This is a genomic window from Sinomicrobium soli (assembly GCF_003285545.1).
Taxonomy (GTDB): domain Bacteria; phylum Bacteroidota; class Bacteroidia; order Flavobacteriales; family Flavobacteriaceae; genus Sinomicrobium.
The window spans coordinates 173,781-195,241 of record NZ_QLNV01000006.1; the positions used below are offsets into that span (position 1 = coordinate 173,781).

A 21,461-nucleotide genomic window follows, 5' to 3' on the forward strand; every position below is an offset into this window, starting at 1 on the left:
TCGGATGATGGCAACGGTAATTTTTGTTTTTTATATTACAATTACGCTCACCGCCCTGGTGTCCCTTATACTTTTCGGGTCCAGGCCATCCAAGTCGTTGAGCTGGTTACTGGTGATCACAGCCCTGCCTTTCGCAGGGGTTCTTTTGTATGTCTTTTTTGGAATAAACCGGAGAAAGATCAAGTTCTTTAAGCTTAAAAAGATTGATGAAATGAGGGAATACGCATTACTTCACTCCGAAGCTGCTCCTCCGCTTTCCATACAATCCGGTTCTGAACAGCAGAAAAAGATTGCCTCCCTGATAGCAAACAGTACGGGTACTTTTCCCGATACGGGAAATAAAATTATCATCCTGGATGACGGGCGGAAGACCATGGAAGCCATTTTTGCCGCCCTGGAGAGGGCGGAGAAATTCATCCATATACAGTTCTATATCATAGAGGAGGGCGAGCTAATGGAAAGACTTTACCGCTTGTTTGCGGAAAAGATAAGGGAAGGGGTGGAAATACGTGTTATTTATGATGCCATAGGGAGTTTTTTCCTGGGCAGAAAACATATAAAGCGTTTCAGGGAGATCGGGGTAAAAGTCTATGCTGCCATGCCACTGCGGTTCGGGAGTATTCTCTTTACCATAAACTACAGAAATCACAGGAAGATCATTGTTATTGACGGAAAGACAGGTTTTACCGGGGGGGTCAATATTTCAGATAAATATATCAAACCGTCTGAAAATTCAGGTATATGGGATGACATGCACCTCTGTCTCCGCGGTCCTGTTACGGAAAGTCTGCACCGGGTGTTTATAAAAGATTATTATTTTGCCAGTAACGGGGAAAATCTATGGCAGCCGGAATATTTTCCTGAAAACAAAGAGGAAGGACATACCACGGCGCAGATCGTATCCGGAGGACCGGATTCCGATTACGCTTCTATTATGTACCAGTATGCCACCCTGATCAACCACGCTGAAAAATATATCTGTATAGCAAATCCCTATTTTATTCCCAGTATTACGATCCTGGAAAATCTGAAAATGGCAGCCCTGAGTGGCGTGGAGGTAAAGCTCCTGGTCCCGAAAAAATCGGACAGGTCGGTAGTAAGGTACGGCATGTTCTCTTATTTTGAGGAATTGCTGTCTGCCGGGGTTATGATCTTCGAACATCCTGTAAAATTCCTGCACAGCAAAATGATCATTATTGACGATGAAATATCCTCGGTAGGTTCCGGTAACTTTGACAACCGGAGTTTTGACCAGAATTTTGAACTGAATACCCTGATTTTCGATACTGCCATAGCGGTAACCCTCAGGGAAGATTTTGAACAGGACTGCCGGGAGGCTGATAAACTGGTCCTGAGCGAATTTGTGAAAAGGCCGTTAATCCATAAACTGCTGGAGGGCATTGCGAGGATATTCAGTCCCCTGTTATAATCGAATAAAATACCCGAAAAACTATTATATGTCACCATTCAATATTCCCGAAGACCTCAGGGGCCTGACTGAAGAAGAGCTGAGAACATCCCGGGAAAAATTTGGTTTTAATGAGATCCGTAAGGCGCACAAAGCTACCTCAGCAGATGTGCTTCTGGACATTTTAAAAGAACCCATGTTGATCCTCCTCATTTTCATTGCCGTTATTTATGTTGCAACGGGGAACTATGGAGAAGCGGTCTTTATGTTCGTAGCCCTTATAGCTGTTTCCGGGATTTCATTGTACCAGAACAACCGGAGCAGGAAAGCATTGGAGGCATTGAAAAAACTTAATGAACCGCTCAGCAAGGTCATTCGCAATTCACAGGTAAAACAAATCCCGACCCGGGAAATAGCTGTTGGCGATCTGTGTATAACCGAAGAGGGAGAAATGATCAATGCGGATGGAAGCATCTTGCACAGCAATGATTTTTCTGTGAATGAATCTGCACTGACGGGAGAAAGCTTTTCGATCTTCAAAGATAAGGACTCCGTCGATAATTATATTTACAGCGGCACCATTGCCGTTTCCGGTTTAGCTGTTTTTAAAGTAGAAAGGATAGGAGAAGCCACCCGTATGGGAAAGATAGGCTTATCTGTTTTAAATATCCGGGAAGAAAAATCACCCCTTCAGGTTCAAATAGGCAGGTTTGTAAGGATGATGGCTATAGTGGGAATCATTATTTTTCTGTTGGTGTGTGTTGTCAGTTTTTACAATACGGGGAATTTTGTGGACAGCCTGTTGAACGGGCTCACCCTGGCCATGTCGGTGCTTCCTGAAGAAATACCGGTCGCTTTTACGACTTTCATGGCACTGGGTGCATGGAAGCTCATGAGGGAAGGGATCATTGTTAAACGCAGCAGCATTGTAGAAACCCTGGGGAGTACCACTGTTATTTGTACTGATAAGACCGGTACGATTACCGAGAACTCCATGCAGCTGGAATATTTCTATGAATACCGGTCCGACAAAACATTTGACAGGGATGAATTTGCCGATAGCCGGCTGTCTTTATTGATCAGTTATGCCATGTGGAGCAGTGAACCTGTCCCGTTTGATCCCATGGAGAGAACACTGCACCGCATTTATGAGGAGACACAGCCTCATGACCTGAGAAAGAGTTATCGGTTATTTCACGAATACCCGCTGGAAGGAAGACCTCCCATGATGACTCATCTCTTTGAAAATCACAATAAAGAGCGGATCATTGCTGCCAAGGGTGCGCCCGAGGCTATTCTGAAGGTTTGTACGCTTCCGGAGAGTGAGAAAAGCAGGATACAGACCCTCACTGAAAAGTTCGGACACGAGGGATACCGCGTTCTGGGAGTGGCCGGATGCCAGTTTGAGGGAAGTGATTTTCCTACCAGGCAACAGGAATTCAGGTTTGATTTTTTGGGATTGACGGTCTTTTACGACCCTCCTAAAAAGGGAATTAAGGAAGTTTTTCAGCACATTTATGAAGCGGGAATTAAGGTCAAGGTAATTACAGGTGATAATGCGGATACTACAAAAGCAATTGCATCACTTGCGGGGATCAGGCAAACGGATACTGCCGTAAACGGTACGGAAATAATGACATACGAAGAGAAAGAATTGGTAGAAGTTGTAGCACATAATACCTTGTTTACAAGGATGTTTCCCGATGCCAAAGTTGCTGTTATTCATGCCTTGAAGAAAAGGGGCGAAGAGGTTGCCATGCTGGGTGATGGGGTAAATGACGGCCCGGCCTTAAAGGCGGCCCACATAGGTGTTGCCATGGGAAATAAAGGTACCGATATAGCCAAATCTGCGGCAGGGTTGGTGATCACTAACGATGACCTGGGAAAGCTTATCACGGGAATTGCCGCCGGGAGGAGGATTTATTTGAATTTAAAAAAAGCCATACAGTATATTATTTCCATTCATATTCCGGTTATTCTCACCGTTTCCTTACCCTTGTTCCTGGGGTGGGCCTTTCCACAGATATTTACGCCGGTCCATGTCATATTTCTCGAGCTGGTCATGGGGCCGACCTGTTCCATTGTGTATGAGAATGAACCCATTGAAAAAAATGTAATGCAGCAACCTCCCAGGAAAATATCTCATACGTTTTTAAGCTTTAAGGAATTAACCATCAGTATTATTCAGGGAATAATAATTACTGCCGGAGTGCTGCTGGCCTATCAATTTGCTTTTCAGAATGGCGGCAGTGAGGAAAAAACAAGGGCTATGGTTTTCTGTACCCTGATTTTGGCAAATATTTTTTTGAGTTTCACCAACCGTTCCTTTTTCTACAGTGTCTTCGACAGTTTTAAAAACCGAAATTCCCTGCTTGCCGGAATTACTTTTCTGGTGCTGCTTATGCTTTTTACAATCCTGTATGTCAAACCGGTTTCCTTGTTTTTTAAAGTAACAGGGTTGAGCCTTACCGAAATCGCTGTAAGTTTTCTGATAGCGGTCATATCAGTGTTATGGTTTGAGATCTATAAGTTGTTAAAAAGGATCAATAGAACGGGTTAAGGGAACTTCTTATTGTCGGTTTACAGAAAATTTCGGGTGATCTGTTGTTTAGAGAGCAGGATTCAAACCCCAGGTAACTGGTTAGCGGTAATAATACAATCAACTGGAACCTTCTATTTGAATACGTTTATCCTTGATTTGAAAACTTTGTAACTCTATGTACACTATAGTTTTGTAAAAAACAAATATGATGAGTACACAGAAAGTTTGGTTGATTACCGGAGCCTCTAAAGGAATGGGGCTTGAAATTACAAAAGCGGTATTAAATAATGGAGGGAAAGTAATTGCAACCTCCAGAAATACGGAAACGCTTTTAGAAAAAATTGTGGATTATAAGGATAATCTACTACCTGTAAAGTTGGACATCACGAATGAAACAGCCATTGAAAGCGTTATTTCTAAAGGCATAGAGAAATTCGGTAAAATAGATATTGTAGTTAATAACGCAGGTTATAACCTATTGGGAAATATCGAAGAACTAAGTGATACCGAGTTTAGAAAAACGATGAATGTCAATGTTTTTGCGATGACCAATATTATTAGAAATGTCCTCCCACATTTACGCAAGCAAAAATCGGGGCATATCATCAATACTGCGTCTATGATGGGTTATATGAGTTATCCCGCTAACGGAAGCTATAGTGCATCTAAATATGCGGTTATTGGACTATCAGAAGCACTTGCTCAGGAAGTCGCTCCTTTCGGCATAAAAGTAACCATTCTTGCACCGGGAACATTTCGTACAAATTTTATGAATGAGGACAGTCTGAATGTTGCGAAAAATAGAATTGACGCCTATAATTTAGATAAACAGGTTGAACAGTTTACGGGGTTTAACGGTAAACAATTAGGTGATCCTAAAAAATTAGCAGAAGTAATACTCAAAATTACTGAACTATCTAATCCGCCATTGCATCTTCCATTAGGTTCTGATAGCTACAATGCTATTATAGAAGTTCGTAAAAATGAAAAGGAAGAAATGGAAAAATGGAAATCCTTATCTTTATCTACTGATTTTTAAATAATTATAGTATGAAAAAAGCGGCTCCATATAGCATTGAATCTATTTCCGAACTTCACCATTTATTCGGTCTGACAAAGCCGGATCATCCGTTGATAAGTGTGATCGACTTTGAACTTCTGAAATTTGATAATAACAAGATTTGGAGCAGCTTTTTCTACAATTTCTATTGCGTTGCCTGTAAAAAAGGGTCTTCGGGAAAGTTTAAATACGGACAAGGCACTTATGATTTCGACGAGGGAGTTATGAGTTTTACAAAACCAGGTCAAGTTTTTTCTGTCACGGATCCTACAGATGACCCTGTATCAGGGTATATGCTCATCTTTAAACCCGACCTAATTCGGCATTATGAATTGGGAAAGCTCATTAATAATTATGGGTTCTTCTCCTATTCCACTTCGGAAGCTCTTCACCTTTCTGAAAAAGAAGACAGCGTAGTTATGTCTCTTATGCATCAAATGCAGGATGAACTAAAAAACAATATTGACCATTATAGTCAGGAGCTAATTGTTTCACATATTGATCTGCTTCTTCGTTATGCAAAGCGTTTTCATAATAGACAGTTTCTTACACGAAACGCTGTAAATAATGATTTAGTGGCTAAAATGGAAGAATTGATTGATACGTATCTAAATAGCGATGCCACACTTTCGGGATTACCAACCGTTCAGTTTTTTGCTGAAAAGCTCAATGTAACTCCCAGTTATTTGAGTGATCTATTGAAGAATGTTACAGGCAAAAATGCTCAAACATATATTCAGGAATTTGTAATCGCCAGAGCTAAGGAACTGCTCTCAACTACCACTTTAAGCGTAAAGGAAATAGCTTACGATTTGGGATTTGAATACCCGCAATCATTCAGTACAATGTTCAGGAAAAAGACGCAGCAAACTCCGCTGCAATACAGGGCTTCGTTTAATTGAATTAATTGGTTCGAATTTTGCACCATATCGTTCACTTGACGGGACAAAAAGGAATTTTTCCTCTTTGTCCCGTTTTTTGTTTAGGTATAAGAACCTGTTAATGTGGTAGATAGTGTAGGTGACTTCATTAACCCTACGGTTCTATGTGGGGAGAGCAGGATTCGAACCCCAGATGCAACCCGCTTCATACCAGTATTTTAAAATCCAATTTTCAAGAATAGGACATCAATTTAGACATCAACGAGAACGTTTTACGCTTTCTGTACTCTAAATTTAGAGAAATAATTCCAAACATTGGAATTTAAATACAAAATAGACTTAATTCTATCTGAATGCTGGATTTTTTCCATTAGGATTTAAAAGTATTGGTATGCTTCTTAGTACCGATTGGGTATTTTTTCACTTCTTTGATTGCTGTAGTTTCGTTGGTCTTTTTAACTACAGCCCTTTCCTGGGTTTGGTTTATTGAGCTCGTCATTGAAAAAATAAAGGTTATAATAATTCGGGTAAGGAGATGGAGCCAGGACGTATTACCAGTAGAAAAGCAGGAGAATCTGTAAAGAGTGCAGTTTTTTATCCGCAACAGCGAATAAAATATCCATCCGGGAAAGAAGCCATTTAATTTATTACATTTGTGATGTGATAGATATGATTAAAATTTCGGGAATCATTCTTCTTGCCGCCATCTGCAGTCTTGCATTGGGGGAAATTGATGATTCGAGGTGTTCGGAAAGCGTACACCAGGATAAACAGGAACTGTATTCCGAAATTAATTCCGGAGCTATCCTAAATCATTTTATCCGTACTAAAAGCTCGGTTTCGGGAGGTTATCACACTTCTTTTTCTTTTTTGAAATTCAAGGTATTTGATGGACTTTCCACTTTATTGGCTATCGATGGAAATACTATTAGCGCTGTTTTTGGAAAAAGCCCGAATGTGCCTGAATGTTTTGCTTTCCACGACCGACAATCCAAAATTATTTTTCCCTTCCACAATTTCTGGTGATCTTGAGTACTACCATACCTGATGTTTTAAGGTGTGTGGTAATACTATACGGAACACTTTTTATTTAGGCAAGACTCTTTACTTGGATACGCTATATTATGGTTTTATCTCTTTTATTGGTTGCCGTGGGATTTGTGCTACTGATCTTTGGCGCAAACTGGCTGGTTGACGGGGGCTCCCTGTTAGCGAAAAAATACCGGGTTTCCGACCTGGCCATTGGTTTGACGATCATAGCTTTCGGTACTTCCGCACCTGAACTGGTGGTTAACCTGATAGCCTCAACGAACGGGTATTCCGATATTATTTTGGGTAATATCATCGGGAGCAATAATTTTAACCTGTTTATTATTCTGGGAATTACCGGAATGATCATGCCTATAACGGTTAAAACATCGACCTCATGGAGAGAGATCCCGGTTTCGCTCTTCGTCGCTGTGCTTCTTTTGTTATTGGCTAATAATTTCTATGTTCAAAATTCGGTGCCGCAACTTAGCAGGATTGATGGGATTATTATGCTGGTGCTGTTTGTGCTGTTCCTATATTATGTATTTACACAGCTCAGGTCTGACCATACCTCGGAGCATATCACCTCTACACAGAAGCCCATGTGGCAGATCCTGGGATTGATTATTATCGGTTTGGCGGGATTGGTTGCAGGTGGAAAACTCGTAGTAACCCATAGTGTATCCATAGCTACGGAACTCGGAGTCAGTGAAAAGATTATCGGGCTTACCATAGTTGCCGCCGGCACCTCACTGCCCGAACTGGTAACCTCTGTTGTTGCCGCATGGAAAAAGAACAGCGATATAGCCATAGGCAATGTGATCGGTTCAAATATCTTTAACATACTCCTGATCTTATCCGTAAGTAGCCTGGTTACCCCTGTGGCCTATACATCCGGGTTTGACCAGGATATCTATATCTTAATCGGCGGAACGGTTTTGCTACTGTTGTTTATGCTTACCGGGAAGAAAAAGAGGATCGATCGCTGGGAAGCCGCTCTTTTGTTTCTCTTCTATACGTTCTACACTGTTTATTTGGTAACTAAGGAGTTGTAAGAATGCACTTTGATAAAAACGGGTAAAGTTTTATAAAAAACGAATGAAAAAAACAGGAAACAGATACAGCTATTTACTGGGGAGTACCTTACTCTTCCTGTGCGTATATGGCTTTGGGATTGGTTTTTCGGTTCACGCCCACCTGCTTTCCGACAAACAGCATACCTACCGGGATCACGGGCAGTCTGGCTATTTTTCTTCGGTATCAAAAACGCTGTATTTTCATAATCCACCGTCTGAAACCCTGTTAGCCGGGGTATCCGAATACCCTGTGCCCGGCATTAAACCTTTTTTTGCCGGTTTTGGCTTTATCTCTTTGGTATGCGAATTATTATTCCACTCGGAATTCAGACAATATCAAAATTACTTCAAAACCATTTTGATCAGGCATAGAAAGTCTGATCTTATCTTTCCATTTCATAATTTTTGGTAATTCATTTTTAAGAGTAACTATTTTATATCGTTGAAAATCAGTTTATAATGCGTTGTGATATTCACCTCGCATGAACTCTATTGTTAATACTAAAGATTATTGAAAATGAATTTAGGCGCAACCCTAATCGGGATTATATGTGTACTTATCTGCGCAGTACCTTTTATATGGACCAGTAATATCCGGAGAAAAAAAGAAAAAGGTTTGTTGCTTGCCCTTCAAAACTCAGCGAAGCAGCAGCACTGCGAAATCACACAGCACGAGGTCTGTGGCAATTATGCCATAGGAATGGATGAAAAGAACAACCATGTTTTTTTCCAGTTGAAAACCGGAGAAGACATAGAAACAAAGTGTATAGATCTTTCTGTCATGGAGCAGTGTGAAGTGGAGAACATTAGTAAGTATTTACAAAAGAATAAGTTAGTTATCGAAGGATTGAACTTACATTTTACAGCCACTGATGTAAAACAGACCGCTGTTGTACTGGAATTTTACAATCATGAGGTGAGTTATCCGCTTATCGGTGAATTACAATCCATTGAAAAATGGAATACCCTGATCAATAAACAAATACAAAAGATAAAACAGCGATAAGGATAATTATCAGGAGGAGCAGGGGCTGTGTATTCCATTGGAAGGAGCAGTCCTGTACGCTCTTCACTAATTCCGATATCAATTATTAATGTGGGTATCCTGAAATTCAGGTATAACCCGGGAATTCGATTTATTTATGAAAGAAATATTTTTTAGGTCTATGAACTTTTCGATAGCCGAAACTTCCAGCAGTTTGGGTGAGGTTATCAACGAGTCCTTCAAACGTTATACACAACCTATTGTAGATTTAATTTTTTATCCCGTTGAATTATCGGGGCAGCAAATACCCGTTGTGGTGATGATATTGCTTTTAGGAGCCCTGTTTTTTACGATATATTTTAAGGGGGTTAATTTTAGATACCTCAAAACATGTTTTCGTACCATCACCGGTAAATATGATCATCTCAACCAGCATATTCCTCCCGGTAGTGATTTTGAAGTGGAGGATGGCAAGATAAAGGGGGTAATACAGATCGAGGGAGAAGTTCCAGGAGAAGTCACCCATTTTCAGGCACTTGCGGCATCGCTCTCTGCCACCGTAGGCCTTGGGAATATAGCCGGAGTTTCCGTGGCCATAGCCCTGGGAGGTCCGGGAGCAACGGTCTGGATGGTCCTGGCCGGTATACTCGGTATGTCCTCCAAATTCGTAGAGTGTACACTCGGAGTCAAATACCGGGAAGTAGATGAACAGGGAAAGACCTATGGGGGCCCCATGTATTATCTCTCCTCAGGATTCAAGGAGCTCGGATGGGCCAGACTCGGAAAGTTTTTAGCTGCCGTATTTGCCGTGATGTGTATTGGCGGCTCCTTTGGCGGAGGGAACATGTTTCAGTCCAACCAGGCAGCAGCACAGCTCATCGATATTTTCGATTGGCATGCTGCCAATGCAGGTCTTTATACCGGTATGGGGCTTGCCGTAGTAGTGGGATTGGTGATTATAGGAGGTATTAAAAGAATCGGTGCCGTCACCGAAAAACTGGTGCCGTTTATGGCATTGGTTTACGTTGGGGCCGGTTTTGTTATTATCGGGTTGAACTATGATATGATTCCCTTTGCCGCTCGACAGATATTTGAAGGGGCTTTTGACCCCGATGCCGTTTTCGGAGGTTTTATAGGGGTGCTGATCGTAGGGTTTCAAAGGGCAGCATTCTCTAATGAAGCGGGAGTCGGATCTTCGGCGATAGCACACTCCGCAGTAAAAACGCGCTATCCGGCCAGTGAAGGATTGGTAGCACTATTGGGACCGTTCGTGGATACTGTCATTATATGTACCATGACGGCCATAGTGATCATTATCACCAATGCCAAACACCAGTTATTTACTTACGGTCATCTGGACAGCAGCAGCAATGTTATTCTGAATAACAGCGGGGAAGCAATCGGAGGGGTAGACCTGACTTCCGTGGCTTTTGATGCTGCGATTCCTCATTTTTCTATCGTATTGGCTATAGCCGTGATCCTGTTTGCCATCTCCACCATGATTTCCTGGTCGTATTACGGGTTACAAGCCTGGAAATATCTTTTCGGGAAGGGAAAGCTCTCCGACAGTACTTATAAGGTATTATTCCTGATATTTCTGATCATAGGAGCTTCGTCAAGTCTTGATGCTGTCGTCGGGTTTTCGGACGCCATGATTTTTGCCATGGTGTTCCCGAATATCCTCGGACTGCTTTTCCTGTCACCACAGGTCAGGAAGGAACTGGCCCGGTACCTGAATGCTATACGTCTGTCCGCAATGGATGCTGAAGTAGATAAAGAAGACCTGAAAAGACATCGTGCCAGGTAGGTGAGGGGCTTTTGGGCTATGTGAAGGAATTTTTTGAATACACTCTTTAAATGACAGGTTATTATTATATGGATTTATTAGAAACAATTATAGATATTATCATCCATATTGATCAGTATCTGATATGGATTATCGAGGAATACGGAGTATGGGTGTACCTTGTTCTTTTTGTCATCATTTTTGTGGAGACCGGCCTGGTGATTATGCCCTTCTTACCGGGAGATTCCCTTTTGTTTACTTCCGGGATGCTTTGTGCAACAGGAAGTATGAACGTGGTGTACCTCATGGTATTACTATTTATTGCTGCTGTTCTGGGCGATAATATTAATTACAGGATAGGAAATTACCTGGGATTGAAAGTGTTTCGAGAGGATTCCAGGATATTTAATGAAAAACACCTGATCAGAACCCGGGCTTTTTTTGATAAATACGGGGGGAAAACACTTATTATAGCACGGTTTGTTCCCTTCATACGTACTTATGCGCCTTTTGTCGCGGGGGCTTCTTCCATGAATAAAAAACGTTTTATGGTATATAACCTGGCCGGAGGGGCATTATGGATAATATCCCTGCTTTTGCTGGGCTATTTTTTTGGAAACCTTCCTATTGTCAAGGAGCACTACAGCCTGGTGCTCATCCTGATCAGCATACTGTCCATGACCCCTTTGTTTATCAAATTTATCACTAATTTTTTCTTTAAAACCAAAACCAAAACTGGAAACCGTAATCCGTAATTAATTTAATTTATGAAAACCAAAACAAATTTCAGATGGACCATTTGTACGATGCTGTTTATGGCCACGACGATCAATTACCTGGACAGGCAGGTATTATCTCTTACCTGGAAAGATTTTATTGCTCCGGAGTTTCACTGGACCAATAATGATTACGGAAATATTACTGCTCTTTTTTCCATTTTTTATGCGATTAGCATGCTTTTTGCCGGTCGCCTGATAGATTGGCTGGACACCCGGCGAGGTTTTTTATGGGCCATAGGGATCTGGTCTCTCGGTGCTTGCCTGCATGCCTTTTCCGGGATATTCACGGCTTTTGTGGTTACGGGCACTAAGGTGTTTGGTTTTGAGGCGGCACGAGCATCTATTGCCATAGCAGAAAACACGGGCCTGGTGATATCAGTAAGTGTCAGTTTTTTTATTTTCGCCCGTCTTGTTCTGGCTTTTGGAGAAGCAGGTAATTTTCCGGCTGCTATTAAGACTACAGCCGAATTTTTCCCCAAACGGGATCGTGCATTGGCTACCAGTATTTTTAATGCCGGGGCTACTGTCGGCGCTCTTGCCGCACCATTGTCTGTACCTTTTATAGCTGAGGCCTGGGGCTGGGAGATGTCTTTTATCATTATCGGTGTTCTGGGTTTTTTATGGATGGGCTGCTGGCTGTTTTTATACAAAAAACCGGAAGAACATCATAGGATATCCGAAGATGAGCTCCGTTATATCCGGCAGGACAATGACCAGGCCACCGAAGAGAAAGACATCGGGAAGGAGCATAAGAAGACTACCATATTAAGGTATTTCGGATACAGACAAACCTGGGTTTTTGTGGTGGGTAAGTTGATGACCGATGGAGTGTGGTGGTTTTTCCTGTTCTGGACACCGGCCTATCTCAGTGCTATATACCAAATGGATACCACAGAAGCTGCGGTTCCTCTTTTCGTATTGTACAGTATAACACTATTATCCATAATAGGAGGATGGCTACCCGGCTATTTTGTTTCCACAGGGATACATCCTTATAAGGCGCGTCTGAAGTCCATGTTTATATTTGCGCTGTTTCCTCTACTCACTTTGTTTGCACAGCCACTCGGGCACATCAGTTACTGGATTCCGGTGGTGATCATAGGAATTGCCGGTGCTGCACATCAGTCCTGGTCCGCAAATATATTTTCCATTGTCGGTGATCTGTTTCCCAGAAAAGCTATTGCTACGGTAACGGGGATCGGAGGCATGGCCGGTGGAGTCGGTTCTTTTCTGATCAATAAGGGGTCCGGGGTCCTTTTCGATTATTCCAGGACAACGCAACTTGGGCTTATGGGATTTAAAGGAGAGGAAGCCGGGTATTTTATCGTGTTTGCCATATGTGCTGTTGCTTACCTGCTGGCCTGGACAATGATGAAAATGATCTTGCCACGGTACAAAGAAGTGACAGTGATATGAATGTATTCGTAATCCAATAATTATTTTTTCAAATGTCTATCACTATAGAAAATATTTTACTGATCGGATCTCTTCTGCTATTTATCAGTATTCTTGTAGGTAAAACATCGTACCGTTTCGGGGTTCCGACCCTGGTGCTTTTTTTGTCGGTAGGAATGCTTGCCGGTAGCGAGGGTTTCGGAAAAATTGAGTTCGAAAACAGTCAGGTCGCTCAGTTCGTGGGGATTATCGCCCTGAATTTTATTCTGTTTTCAGGAGGACTGGACACGCGCTGGAGTACGATTAAACCTATTTTGGGACAGGGCATAATGTTATCTACATTCGGTGTGCTTATTACTTGTGTAACCACAGGAGTCATTGTGTATATATTTACAGATTTCGGTTTGTACGAAGGCTTGTTATTAGGAGCCATAGTATCCTCAACCGATGCCGCTGCGGTCTTCTCGATATTGCGTTCCAAAAATCTCGCTTTGAAAAGCAATTTAAGACCCACCCTGGAGCTGGAGAGCGGTAGTAATGATCCGATGGCTTACTTTCTCACCGTGGCCATGCTGGGAATGGTACAGGAACCTTCGGGAAGCCTGTGGAACATTGTACCGATGTTTTTCCAGCAAATAGCTCTTGGCGTGCTCCTGGGGTTTGTCTTCGGATATATCAGTCGAATTACCATTAATAAAATTAGGCTTGATTTCGAAGGGCTTTATCCTGTCCTGGTCATTGCTTTGGTGTTTATAACCTTCTCTGCTACTGATTTTTTGGGAGGTAACGGTTTTCTGGCTGTATATCTTTGCGGCTTGTATCTCGGTAACCGGAACCTGATTCACAAAAAGACTATTGTGAGTATGTTTGACGGATTGGCCTGGTTAATGCAAATAGCCATGTTTCTTACCTTGGGACTCTTGGTTACTCCATCGAAGATGATTCCGGTTATGGGCATCGGAATTCTGGTGTCCTTGTTTTTGATCTTTATCGCACGCCCTGTTGGGGTTTTTATCAGCTTGGCTTTTTTTAAGATGAAGCTTAGAAGGCGGTTGTATATTTCTTGGGTAGGCTTACGGGGGGCAGTTCCTATTGTATTTGCCACCTATCCCTTGCTGGCAGGCATAGAAAAGGCAGACCTCATTTTTAATATTGTTTTTTTTGTTTCCCTGATCTCGGTATTAATGCAGGGAACCACATTATCCATAGTGGCACATTGGTTAGGCGTATCCAGGCAACAGAACGAAACAGAACGTTTGTCTGTCCAGGAATTGATGGACGAACATATGAAATCTATTATGAAAGAGATCGAAATTAAATCCGGTAATCCTTTTGCAGAACACGCTATTGTAGATATAGGTTTTCCTAAAGGAACCATTATAGCCATGATTATGAGAAAGGATAAATTCTTCACTCCCGATGGCAGTACCATCCTTAAAGTTGGGGATATCCTTGTTGTATTGGCCGAAAATAAGACGTCGTTGAATACGGTATCCGATTTGTTTCAGGATAAACATTAATAAAGGAATGCAGTTCTCGTGGTAAGATGATAAATAGATTCATTAGTTATTGAAAATTTCAGCAAAGGTAGTGTGTTAAATACGGTGTTTTTATGATGAAAATTGCTTTTAAATTACCAGGAAAAACAAAGAGTATATTGTGAAATATTTGGGTTTGACAATAATATTTAAAGACAGTCTCCCCTCAATTAAATGGTGACCTTACCCTATTATTTGCTAAATTTACTCTATAATACTAATAACCTCTCATGGGATTATTGATCATTTATGGATTGGGTGCCCTCCTGTTGTCATTTGTATGCTCTGTACTCGAAGCGGTTTTACTTAGTGTTTCTCCTACCTATATAAACCTTAAGAAACAAGAAAAAAAGAGTTTTGCATACCGGCTGGAAGAACTGAAAAGCGATATTGACAAACCTCTTATCACCATCCTGACGCTTAACACCATAGCTCATACGGTAGGGGCTATCCTGGTTGGGGTCCAGGCCGAAAAGATATACGGAAGCGGCAATAATGCAGTGGGTATCGTTTCGGCAGTAATGACTGCCCTGATACTTATTCTTTCAGAGATCATCCCGAAGACCATAGGGGCCACCTATTGGAAACAGCTGACGGGTATTACTACCGGAATGCTTAGAGTCATGATATTTCCACTGCACTACACTGGCATGTTATGGCTGCTTCGCCTGACCACCAGGCTCATCGGCGGATCACAGTCTCACGGATCAGTGTTCAGCCGTGAAGACTTTACCGCCATGGCTGATATTGCCGAGCAGGAAGGGGTATTTGACCAAGGTGAGAGCAAGTTGATCAAAAACCTGCTCCAGTTCGGAGAAATACACGCCAAGGATATCATGACCCCGCGGGTGGTCATAAAAACGGCCTCGGAAGACCTGACTATAGAGGAATTCTTTAAGAGCAACCCTAAACTGCGTTTTTCCCGGATTCCGGTTTATAAGGGTAATCCTGACAATGTTACGGGGTTTATACTCAAGGATGAGGTGATGGAGGAGATCATAGACGGCAATGGAGATCATAGGCTTTCTGACATTCGACGTAACATTAGGGTCATTCAGAGAGGTATGCCCATGCCCGACCTTTTCGAGAGTTTTATTGTACAAAAAGAACACATCGCTCTGGTGGTGGACGAATACGGGGCGGTAAGCGGGGTAGTGACCATGGAAGATGTTATCGAAACCCTGCTGGGACTGGAGATCGTAGACGAAAGCGACAGTGTGGAAGACCTGCAGGTGCTGGCACGGCGCAACTGGCAGTTGCGTGCCAAAAGGCTGGGCATCATTAATGACAATACCGACGAACTGTGAAAACCGCCATCGTGACAATTCCGCTGGGTTCAACCCGGATATCAGGAAATGACAACCGTATCTCGCCTCGCATGTTCATGTCTTAAAAGAGGAATGGTTCCGACAATCACTTCCGAGAAGCACTTTTTGCAGTTGCTCCTTTTTGGCATCCGGTTTGGAATAGTATTCCATTAACTGTTGTAGGTACTGGATTTTTTCCGTCAGATACTTAAAGGTATTGACGAATTCGTATAGATGTACTTATAATCCCGGATTACGGTAAATATCTGCTATATTTATTTTCACTTCCTCTAATATTCTCACTATTAAATGTAAGTAAAGAATGATGAATGTATTCGATTTTATTTCTCCATTTGAGAAGAAAAACATTTTCTTAATATTCAAAATTTTGCATATAATGGTGAGATTTAATATCTTGCATGCTATATATAAATCAATTTTTAGTAGGTATTTTATTTGTTAACCTTAAATTTTAAGTATTATGTCATTTAAAGCAACATTAATCGTTGGCGGGAAGAAAGTGAATATTCTGAACGCAAATTACGACCTGGCCCAGGAAGTCGATGCCACTGGGCGTCCTTCTTCGGTAACACGTGGAGGTAGAATTTACCTTACTGTAGAATCCACCGGAGACTCTTTCTTTTTTGAGTGGATGACCAACAATTTCGAGCGCAAAAACGGAACCATCACCTATCTGAAGCGCGATACCGATGCGAAACTTAAAGAAGTCAATTTCACCGAAGGGTATTTGGTGAAGTACAAGGAGAATTTTGATGCCTCCGGCAATAATCCCCTTACGGAGACCTTTACCATATCTTGCCGTGTACTCAACACCGGCGGAGGTGAACATTTAAATGAATGGGTATAATATAACCCAACATTAAAATGAGATTGCTATAATCCTTCGGGATATAAATTTATAACAGTGCAGGGGATATCTGTATTTCCTGTACTGTTCTCCCCTATAAGCCTAAACCTATCCTGAGTATCCCTGACCGAGATTTAACGGGGAAATGATAGATACTACATATTTATATAGTGCTCTTACGTTGCGTTCAGCGATTGGGAGCATTAGTTGTGTATTTAAATGTTTCACTGATTCTAATTGATGTCAGGTCCATGTATGGATTAACAATTTTGTTTAATAGTCAGTTATTCAGTATGGTGTGGAATAATCAAGAGAAAGTATGATATTTTAATAGTTATAAGCCTATGAGTTTCCTGGCGAAGTTAGAAATTGACAATATGTCCTATACTATTCTGGAATATGATATTCTAGTAGAAAAAGGGACTGACCACAACAGCAAACCGGCTACTAATGCCAAAGGTGGGGAAATCCGTGTGGTGGTAGAGACCGACATGAAAGACCACTTTTCCGATTGGGCTATCAGCAGTACCCAGGTCAAGGATGGCAAACTGACCTTTTATAAACGGGACGGATTGAGCAGGATGAAATCTATAGGTTTTACCAAGGGCTATTGTATTCGTTATAAAGAGAGGTTTCGTGCCAATGGAGACGAGCCCATGACCACGGAAATTGTAATCTCTGCCCAGGAGATACAGATCGGGAACACCCCCTATAAAAAGAAATGGCCTGCAACGCTATAGTCACTCACAGAAACCCTGTTAATATGGATTACACCAGGAAGACAGACCGTATGGATATCATCATAGAGCCTTACCGGCAAACCATATTGGTACAGCAACGCTGGATGTATCAGTGGAATACAGATACTTCCTGGAGTTATGATGAAAAAAGAACTTTCCACAATAAGGCCGACCAATTGATCTGGCAAAATTGGAGCGGCCATTTTAAGGTCAGGGTAGAAGGAAAATCTGATTTTGCCCAAAGCTACACTCACAAAGACTTTACCGTTAATTTTGATATCAAATGGGTACTGTCCAATCCGCATTGGGAAGTTTTCGTGCGTAAAATTCCTCCTGGCGATTTTCATACCAGTAGTGTGCGATGGGGAGCCCGGCAAATTCAATTGGATACGGAAGACCTGGTAGTGGTAGCGCGGACAAAAAACGGGAATAGTTATCATCAATATCCTGTAGCCCATGAATTCGGACATGCAGCAGGCAATTCAATTTATGCTACTACTCACGGAGATGAATACGGAAGTAGTAGCCCATATTATGAGGACAGATCGAGTATAATGAACGTAGGTAGTGAGTTAAGAAAAAGGCATGCTGACTATTTGATACAGGAACTGGACAAAATGGTTCCGGAAACCTCTTTTAGTATTTACAATGTACACTGAAATGAAAAATATAGGTCTTATTATAGGGTGTTGTGTTTTATTAGCATGTAAGGAACCTGTGGTACAGAAAGCTGCCCAAAGTGAAACTATTCAAAACCAGGAGAAACCCATGAAGTATTTGCCGGTAACTATAGAAGCATTAAAAAGGAAGAGCCTTAAGGTGGCAATGGACGAATACGGAGCGCCGTTGCATGTTGAAACCTTTATACTGGATGATGCCCTTCCGGAATCCAGAATAGAGCTCCTTAATCATTTCTCCAAAGAGGAGCGACAAAAGGCATCCATTACGCTGAAAGAAACGGTTTGGGAAAAAGACAATAAGACCAATATTACAGCCTGGTACCGGGAGAAAGACCGTCAATGGGTTTTGGTGCATGCCATGGAATGGAAAAAAGGTTCTGAATTCTAAGTAAAGAAAGGTAAAAATACGTGTTATGACACTACAAACAGATGTTAGGGTAAAGATCGGAGGGCTGGATATCACCACTTTTGTCGATTTTGAATTAAGCCAGGGCATAGACCGTCACCACGAGCTGACCATTGAATGCCGGGAAGAGGAAGTATACCTGCGCAATCCGGGATTAAAGGGCAATTACCACCAGCTTATCGGGGAAACCATCCTGGTCTCCATGCAGAGTACCGGAGGCATGTTCTCTTCCGATACAGGATATTTTAAAGGAATAGTAACCCGGATAAAGACCCGTAATATCAACGACAGCACTGGCCGGCTGTTACAATTCAGGGCCTATAGCCCCACCATACTGATGGACAACGGTCCGGAATCCATGTCCTTTCTGCAAAAAAGTTTAAGCGATGTGGTGCATGAAAGCACCCGCGAATACGATACCCAATTATTGAAAATCAGGACCCAACCCTTAAAAGATACCCCTTATCCTTATGTGGTACAGTATAACGAAAGTGATTTCCACTTTCTGAAACGCCTTTGCTCCCGGCAGGGGGAGTGGTTTTACTACAACGGGACAGAAGTGATTATAGGGCAGGAAAATATCGGAGAGGAGATAGCCCTGCATTACGGGTTTAACCTGAGCCGGTTCGACTTCGAAATGAGCCTACGCCCCACACGGTTCAAGTACAATGGTAATGATCTTTCCGAGGGAGAGCGCTTGAAAAGTACAACCCGGGATTATGAAAGTACGGCTAATGGAATAGCTGCCGAACTGGTCAAATCCTCAGGAAGGGTATTTTCCAAAGAGACCACCGTGCAGCACAACCAGCTCGTTAACGAAGGTACCGGCAAGGCCGATATGGATGCTTTTGCCGAGATGAGCTTTAAGCGTCATGTGGCCAATATGGTCTTTTTGAATGCCAGCAGTGAAAACCCGGCCTTGCGCCCGGGAGTAACAGTGCGTATTCTGGATGAAGACGGCAGCTCGCAGGGATTGTATAAAGTGATTGATGTGGTACACCGTTGTATGGATACCGGCGATTACAACAACACCTTCCGCGCCGTTCCGGCCTCGGTGCAGGTATCCCCCTATAGCATTCCTGGCGAATACCCCCGCTGCGAAAGCCAGGCTGCCATAGTCAAGGAAAATAATGATCCGAAGGGATTGGGCAGGGTAAAAGTACAAATGGCCTGGCAGCAGGAAAACGCACTCACCACAGACTGGATCCCCCTTTCCACACCAAACGGAGGTTCGGGCAAGGGTTTTCACTTTATCCCGGAGATCGGGGAAAGCGTGATGGTCGATTTCCAAAGTGGTAATGCCGAGATGCCCTATGTAACCGGTAGTGTACAGCACAACCAGGCCAAGAGTGGCTATGCCGACTCCGACAATAATCTCAAAGCCATACAAAGTAAAAGCGGGAATAAAATTATTATGAATGACAAGGATGGTAGTATAACCATTACGGATAAAGGAGCTGCCCTGTTGGTTATGGATGGAGCCGGTAATATTAATATTAATGGGAGTACTTCCAAGAATATAAATATTGGTGAAGGTGCGAGTACTTTGAATATGGATAAGAATGGCGTTATTAATTTTTCTGGTAACGAACAGTTTGCCATTACGGTAGGAGAGAGCTCTCTCATTCTTAAAAAAGATGGAGTTATTGAGATTAATGGCAAAGATATTAAGGTAACAGGAACGGCCAATACTTTAATAACTGCAAAGAATAACCACATCGCAGGGCAAACCAAGATGGATGGAGGAGAGGTATTTATAAATTAATGTATTCGGGATGGATTACCGTATAGTAATAAAAGAACCCTTTCAGGAAAAATATACATTAACCATTGATTCTGATATGCTTGGAGTGAGTGTTCACATGGTGTCTAAGATACAGATACGCTGGGATTTCAGGGTTATCCGTATAGATGAAGTACAGGACCAAATGGAAATCGAATTGATCCAGTTGGATAACGTTCTGCTGGAAGCCAATAATCCATTGATAAAAGAAATGGCTGCCGTGAGCCGGGTGTTCGGCAAAATGTACAGTGAATTACATTTAATCATAGACCGTAAAGGAAAGATTCTGGAGGTTTTAAACATGGACTTGATCCTGGGCAAATGGAAGCATACAAAGGCAGAAATGAAGGAAGCAATGGGAAGTTCCCCGGATATTCAGAATGCTATAAGTTTAAATGACAGTATCTTTCAGGATACCGATAAGCTTAAGGCCGGTATTCAGGCCAGTGAATTTTTCAGTATTTATTTTGGCGAAGTCTACGGTGAATATCTTCCCAGCACACAAAAAAAAGTGGCCAAAACGAATTTTTTCAATACTGCGAATATACACTGGGCCTATTCCATATTTGGAGAGAAGAATATGAAATATGATGGTAATACGATTAAAGTATACTCCAAAGCGGAACCTTCGTCATTAACCCCGGGTTTTAATAACCGGGCGTATAACCAGTTTGCCAATCAGTTGGATATAGCTACCCTGGACCCCATTTTGAAGGAAGAAAGCACGTATTTGATCCAGCCTCGTACCGGGAAATTAATGGATGCGATTCTGTCCAAAGAAGAAATTGCCAATCACGATTTATTATACACCAAAATGCACTATCGATTCATTAGTGATACCTCCTTAGCCGAAAAAAATAACCTGCGAAATAAACCCGTATTCCAGACAGTTTAAGAAAACATGTTACCAAAGCCATGATGTATAAGGAACTTAAAAAATATAAGTATGCTCCCAAAGATGTAGATGTCAGGGTCATTCGTCTTGGAAAGAAAAGCATCGCTTTTGGTTTGGAGAAACATTCGCCGGAAAACGGTACCCGCATAACGAATTTGATTGTCCGTATCCAGGAAGGGCTTCCGTTTACGGCGGGGCAAAAGATAAAAATATGGAGTTTCGGTTTACAAGCGATCCGCAGCCCTTTGGGGACAAAGATTGGTTACATAAAACGTAAGCAAATCTTGCAAAAGGTATAGAGCT

At 42.1% G+C, this 21,461-nt stretch carries 19 protein-coding genes; all 19 read left to right on the plus strand.

The genetic code is table 11. The features are described 5' to 3' along the window. Nucleotides 1-4 precede the first annotated feature (4 nt). The gene (gene cls / locus DN748_RS09625; protein WP_236636828.1) at nt 5-1,429 is read left to right on the plus strand and encodes a cardiolipin synthase; all 1,425 of its coding nucleotides are present in this window, start codon (nt 5-7) and stop codon (nt 1,427-1,429) included. Nucleotides 1,430-1,457: 28 nt separating this feature from the next. Then, nucleotides 1,458-3,968 (plus strand): cation-translocating P-type ATPase, encoded by a 2,511-nt coding sequence (locus DN748_RS09630; RefSeq protein ID WP_112371578.1) that lies wholly within the window; start codon nt 1,458-1,460, stop codon nt 3,966-3,968. Between the two features lie 187 nt (nt 3,969-4,155). After that, the gene (locus DN748_RS09635) at nt 4,156-4,989 is read left to right on the plus strand and encodes an SDR family NAD(P)-dependent oxidoreductase (RefSeq protein WP_236636829.1); all 834 of its coding nucleotides are present in this window, start codon (nt 4,156-4,158) and stop codon (nt 4,987-4,989) included. An 11-nt stretch (nt 4,990-5,000) separates the two neighbouring features. Beyond that, nucleotides 5,001-5,912, plus strand: coding sequence for a helix-turn-helix domain-containing protein (locus tag DN748_RS09640; protein WP_112371579.1), 912 nt, complete (start codon nt 5,001-5,003; stop codon nt 5,910-5,912). Nucleotides 5,913-7,015: 1,103 nt separating this feature from the next. Continuing rightward, the gene (locus DN748_RS09650; RefSeq protein ID WP_112371581.1) at nt 7,016-7,975 is read left to right on the plus strand and encodes a calcium/sodium antiporter; all 960 of its coding nucleotides are present in this window, start codon (nt 7,016-7,018) and stop codon (nt 7,973-7,975) included. Nucleotides 7,976-8,018: 43 nt separating this feature from the next. Further along, a complete protein-coding gene (locus DN748_RS09655; RefSeq protein WP_112371582.1) occupies nt 8,019-8,408 on the plus strand; it encodes a hypothetical protein in 390 nt (129 codons plus the stop codon). 99 nt (nt 8,409-8,507) lie between these two features. Further along, entirely contained in the window at nt 8,508-9,002 is a 495-nt protein-coding gene (locus DN748_RS09660) for a hypothetical protein (protein ID WP_146746588.1), read from the plus strand. Nucleotides 9,003-9,162: 160 nt separating this feature from the next. Further along, on the plus strand, nt 9,163-10,788 hold the full coding sequence (locus DN748_RS09665) for an alanine/glycine:cation symporter family protein (RefSeq protein WP_236636830.1): 1,626 nt from the start codon (nt 9,163-9,165) through the stop codon (nt 10,786-10,788). 68 nt (nt 10,789-10,856) lie between these two features. Beyond that, nucleotides 10,857-11,522, plus strand: a complete 666-nt coding sequence (locus DN748_RS09670) for a VTT domain-containing protein (protein ID WP_112371743.1) — start codon at nt 10,857-10,859, stop codon at nt 11,520-11,522. Nucleotides 11,523-11,534: 12 nt separating this feature from the next. Beyond that, complete coding sequence (locus DN748_RS09675; RefSeq protein ID WP_112371585.1) at nt 11,535-12,962, plus strand: MFS transporter; 1,428 nt, start codon at nt 11,535-11,537, stop codon at nt 12,960-12,962. A gap of 32 nt (nt 12,963-12,994) precedes the next feature. Beyond that, nucleotides 12,995-14,461, plus strand: coding sequence for a potassium/proton antiporter (locus DN748_RS09680; protein WP_112371586.1), 1,467 nt, complete (start codon nt 12,995-12,997; stop codon nt 14,459-14,461). A gap of 248 nt (nt 14,462-14,709) precedes the next feature. After that, entirely contained in the window at nt 14,710-15,786 is a 1,077-nt protein-coding gene (locus DN748_RS09685) for a CNNM domain-containing protein (RefSeq protein ID WP_112371587.1), read from the plus strand. Between the two features lie 481 nt (nt 15,787-16,267). Beyond that, complete coding sequence (tssD, locus tag DN748_RS09690) at nt 16,268-16,654, plus strand: type VI secretion system tube protein TssD (protein WP_112371588.1); 387 nt, start codon at nt 16,268-16,270, stop codon at nt 16,652-16,654. A gap of 344 nt (nt 16,655-16,998) precedes the next feature. Further along, nucleotides 16,999-17,394: a type VI secretion system tube protein TssD gene (gene tssD / locus DN748_RS09695; protein WP_112371589.1), complete on the plus strand. Its 396-nt coding sequence runs from the start codon at nt 16,999-17,001 to the stop codon at nt 17,392-17,394. Between the two features lie 23 nt (nt 17,395-17,417). Then, on the plus strand, nt 17,418-18,053 hold the full coding sequence (locus tag DN748_RS09700; RefSeq protein WP_112371590.1) for an exonuclease/endonuclease/phosphatase family protein: 636 nt from the start codon (nt 17,418-17,420) through the stop codon (nt 18,051-18,053). A 109-nt stretch (nt 18,054-18,162) separates the two neighbouring features. After that, complete coding sequence (locus DN748_RS09705; RefSeq protein ID WP_146746589.1) at nt 18,163-18,462, plus strand: hypothetical protein; 300 nt, start codon at nt 18,163-18,165, stop codon at nt 18,460-18,462. Between the two features lie 25 nt (nt 18,463-18,487). Further along, complete coding sequence (locus DN748_RS09710) at nt 18,488-20,245, plus strand: type VI secretion system Vgr family protein (protein ID WP_112371592.1); 1,758 nt, start codon at nt 18,488-18,490, stop codon at nt 20,243-20,245. Nucleotides 20,246-20,255: 10 nt separating this feature from the next. Beyond that, entirely contained in the window at nt 20,256-21,158 is a 903-nt protein-coding gene (locus tag DN748_RS09715; protein ID WP_112371593.1) for a hypothetical protein, read from the plus strand. 20 nt (nt 21,159-21,178) lie between these two features. Further along, a complete protein-coding gene (locus DN748_RS09720; protein WP_112371594.1) occupies nt 21,179-21,457 on the plus strand; it encodes a hypothetical protein in 279 nt (92 codons plus the stop codon). Nucleotides 21,458-21,461: the final 4 nt, after the last annotated feature.

Bases quoted from the DNA above. Each gene is read 5' to 3' on its own strand.
- DN748_RS09705 (WP_146746589.1), top strand. From the start codon at position 18,163: ATGAAGTATTTGCCGGTAACTATAGAAGCATTAAAAAGGAAGAGCCTT.
- cls (WP_236636828.1), top strand. From the start codon at position 5: ATGATGGCAACGGTAATTTTTGTTTTTTATATTACAATTACGCTCACC.
- DN748_RS09665 (WP_236636830.1), top strand. From the start codon at position 9,163: ATGAACTTTTCGATAGCCGAAACTTCCAGCAGTTTGGGTGAGGTTATC.
- DN748_RS09685 (WP_112371587.1), top strand. From the start codon at position 14,710: ATGGGATTATTGATCATTTATGGATTGGGTGCCCTCCTGTTGTCATTT.
- DN748_RS09640 (WP_112371579.1), top strand. From the start codon at position 5,001: ATGAAAAAAGCGGCTCCATATAGCATTGAATCTATTTCCGAACTTCAC.
- DN748_RS09675 (WP_112371585.1), top strand. From the start codon at position 11,535: ATGAAAACCAAAACAAATTTCAGATGGACCATTTGTACGATGCTGTTT.
- DN748_RS09655 (WP_112371582.1), top strand. From the start codon at position 8,019: ATGAAAAAAACAGGAAACAGATACAGCTATTTACTGGGGAGTACCTTA.
- DN748_RS09635 (WP_236636829.1), top strand. From the start codon at position 4,156: ATGATGAGTACACAGAAAGTTTGGTTGATTACCGGAGCCTCTAAAGGA.
- DN748_RS09715 (WP_112371593.1), top strand. From the start codon at position 20,256: ATGGATTACCGTATAGTAATAAAAGAACCCTTTCAGGAAAAATATACA.
- DN748_RS09700 (WP_112371590.1), top strand. From the start codon at position 17,418: ATGGATTACACCAGGAAGACAGACCGTATGGATATCATCATAGAGCCT.
- DN748_RS09710 (WP_112371592.1), top strand. From the start codon at position 18,488: ATGACACTACAAACAGATGTTAGGGTAAAGATCGGAGGGCTGGATATC.
- DN748_RS09680 (WP_112371586.1), top strand. From the start codon at position 12,995: ATGTCTATCACTATAGAAAATATTTTACTGATCGGATCTCTTCTGCTA.
- DN748_RS09670 (WP_112371743.1), top strand. From the start codon at position 10,857: ATGGATTTATTAGAAACAATTATAGATATTATCATCCATATTGATCAG.
- DN748_RS09720 (WP_112371594.1), top strand. From the start codon at position 21,179: ATGATGTATAAGGAACTTAAAAAATATAAGTATGCTCCCAAAGATGTA.
- tssD (WP_112371588.1), top strand. From the start codon at position 16,268: ATGTCATTTAAAGCAACATTAATCGTTGGCGGGAAGAAAGTGAATATT.
- DN748_RS09630 (WP_112371578.1), top strand. From the start codon at position 1,458: ATGTCACCATTCAATATTCCCGAAGACCTCAGGGGCCTGACTGAAGAA.
- tssD (WP_112371589.1), top strand. From the start codon at position 16,999: ATGAGTTTCCTGGCGAAGTTAGAAATTGACAATATGTCCTATACTATT.
- DN748_RS09650 (WP_112371581.1), top strand. From the start codon at position 7,016: ATGGTTTTATCTCTTTTATTGGTTGCCGTGGGATTTGTGCTACTGATC.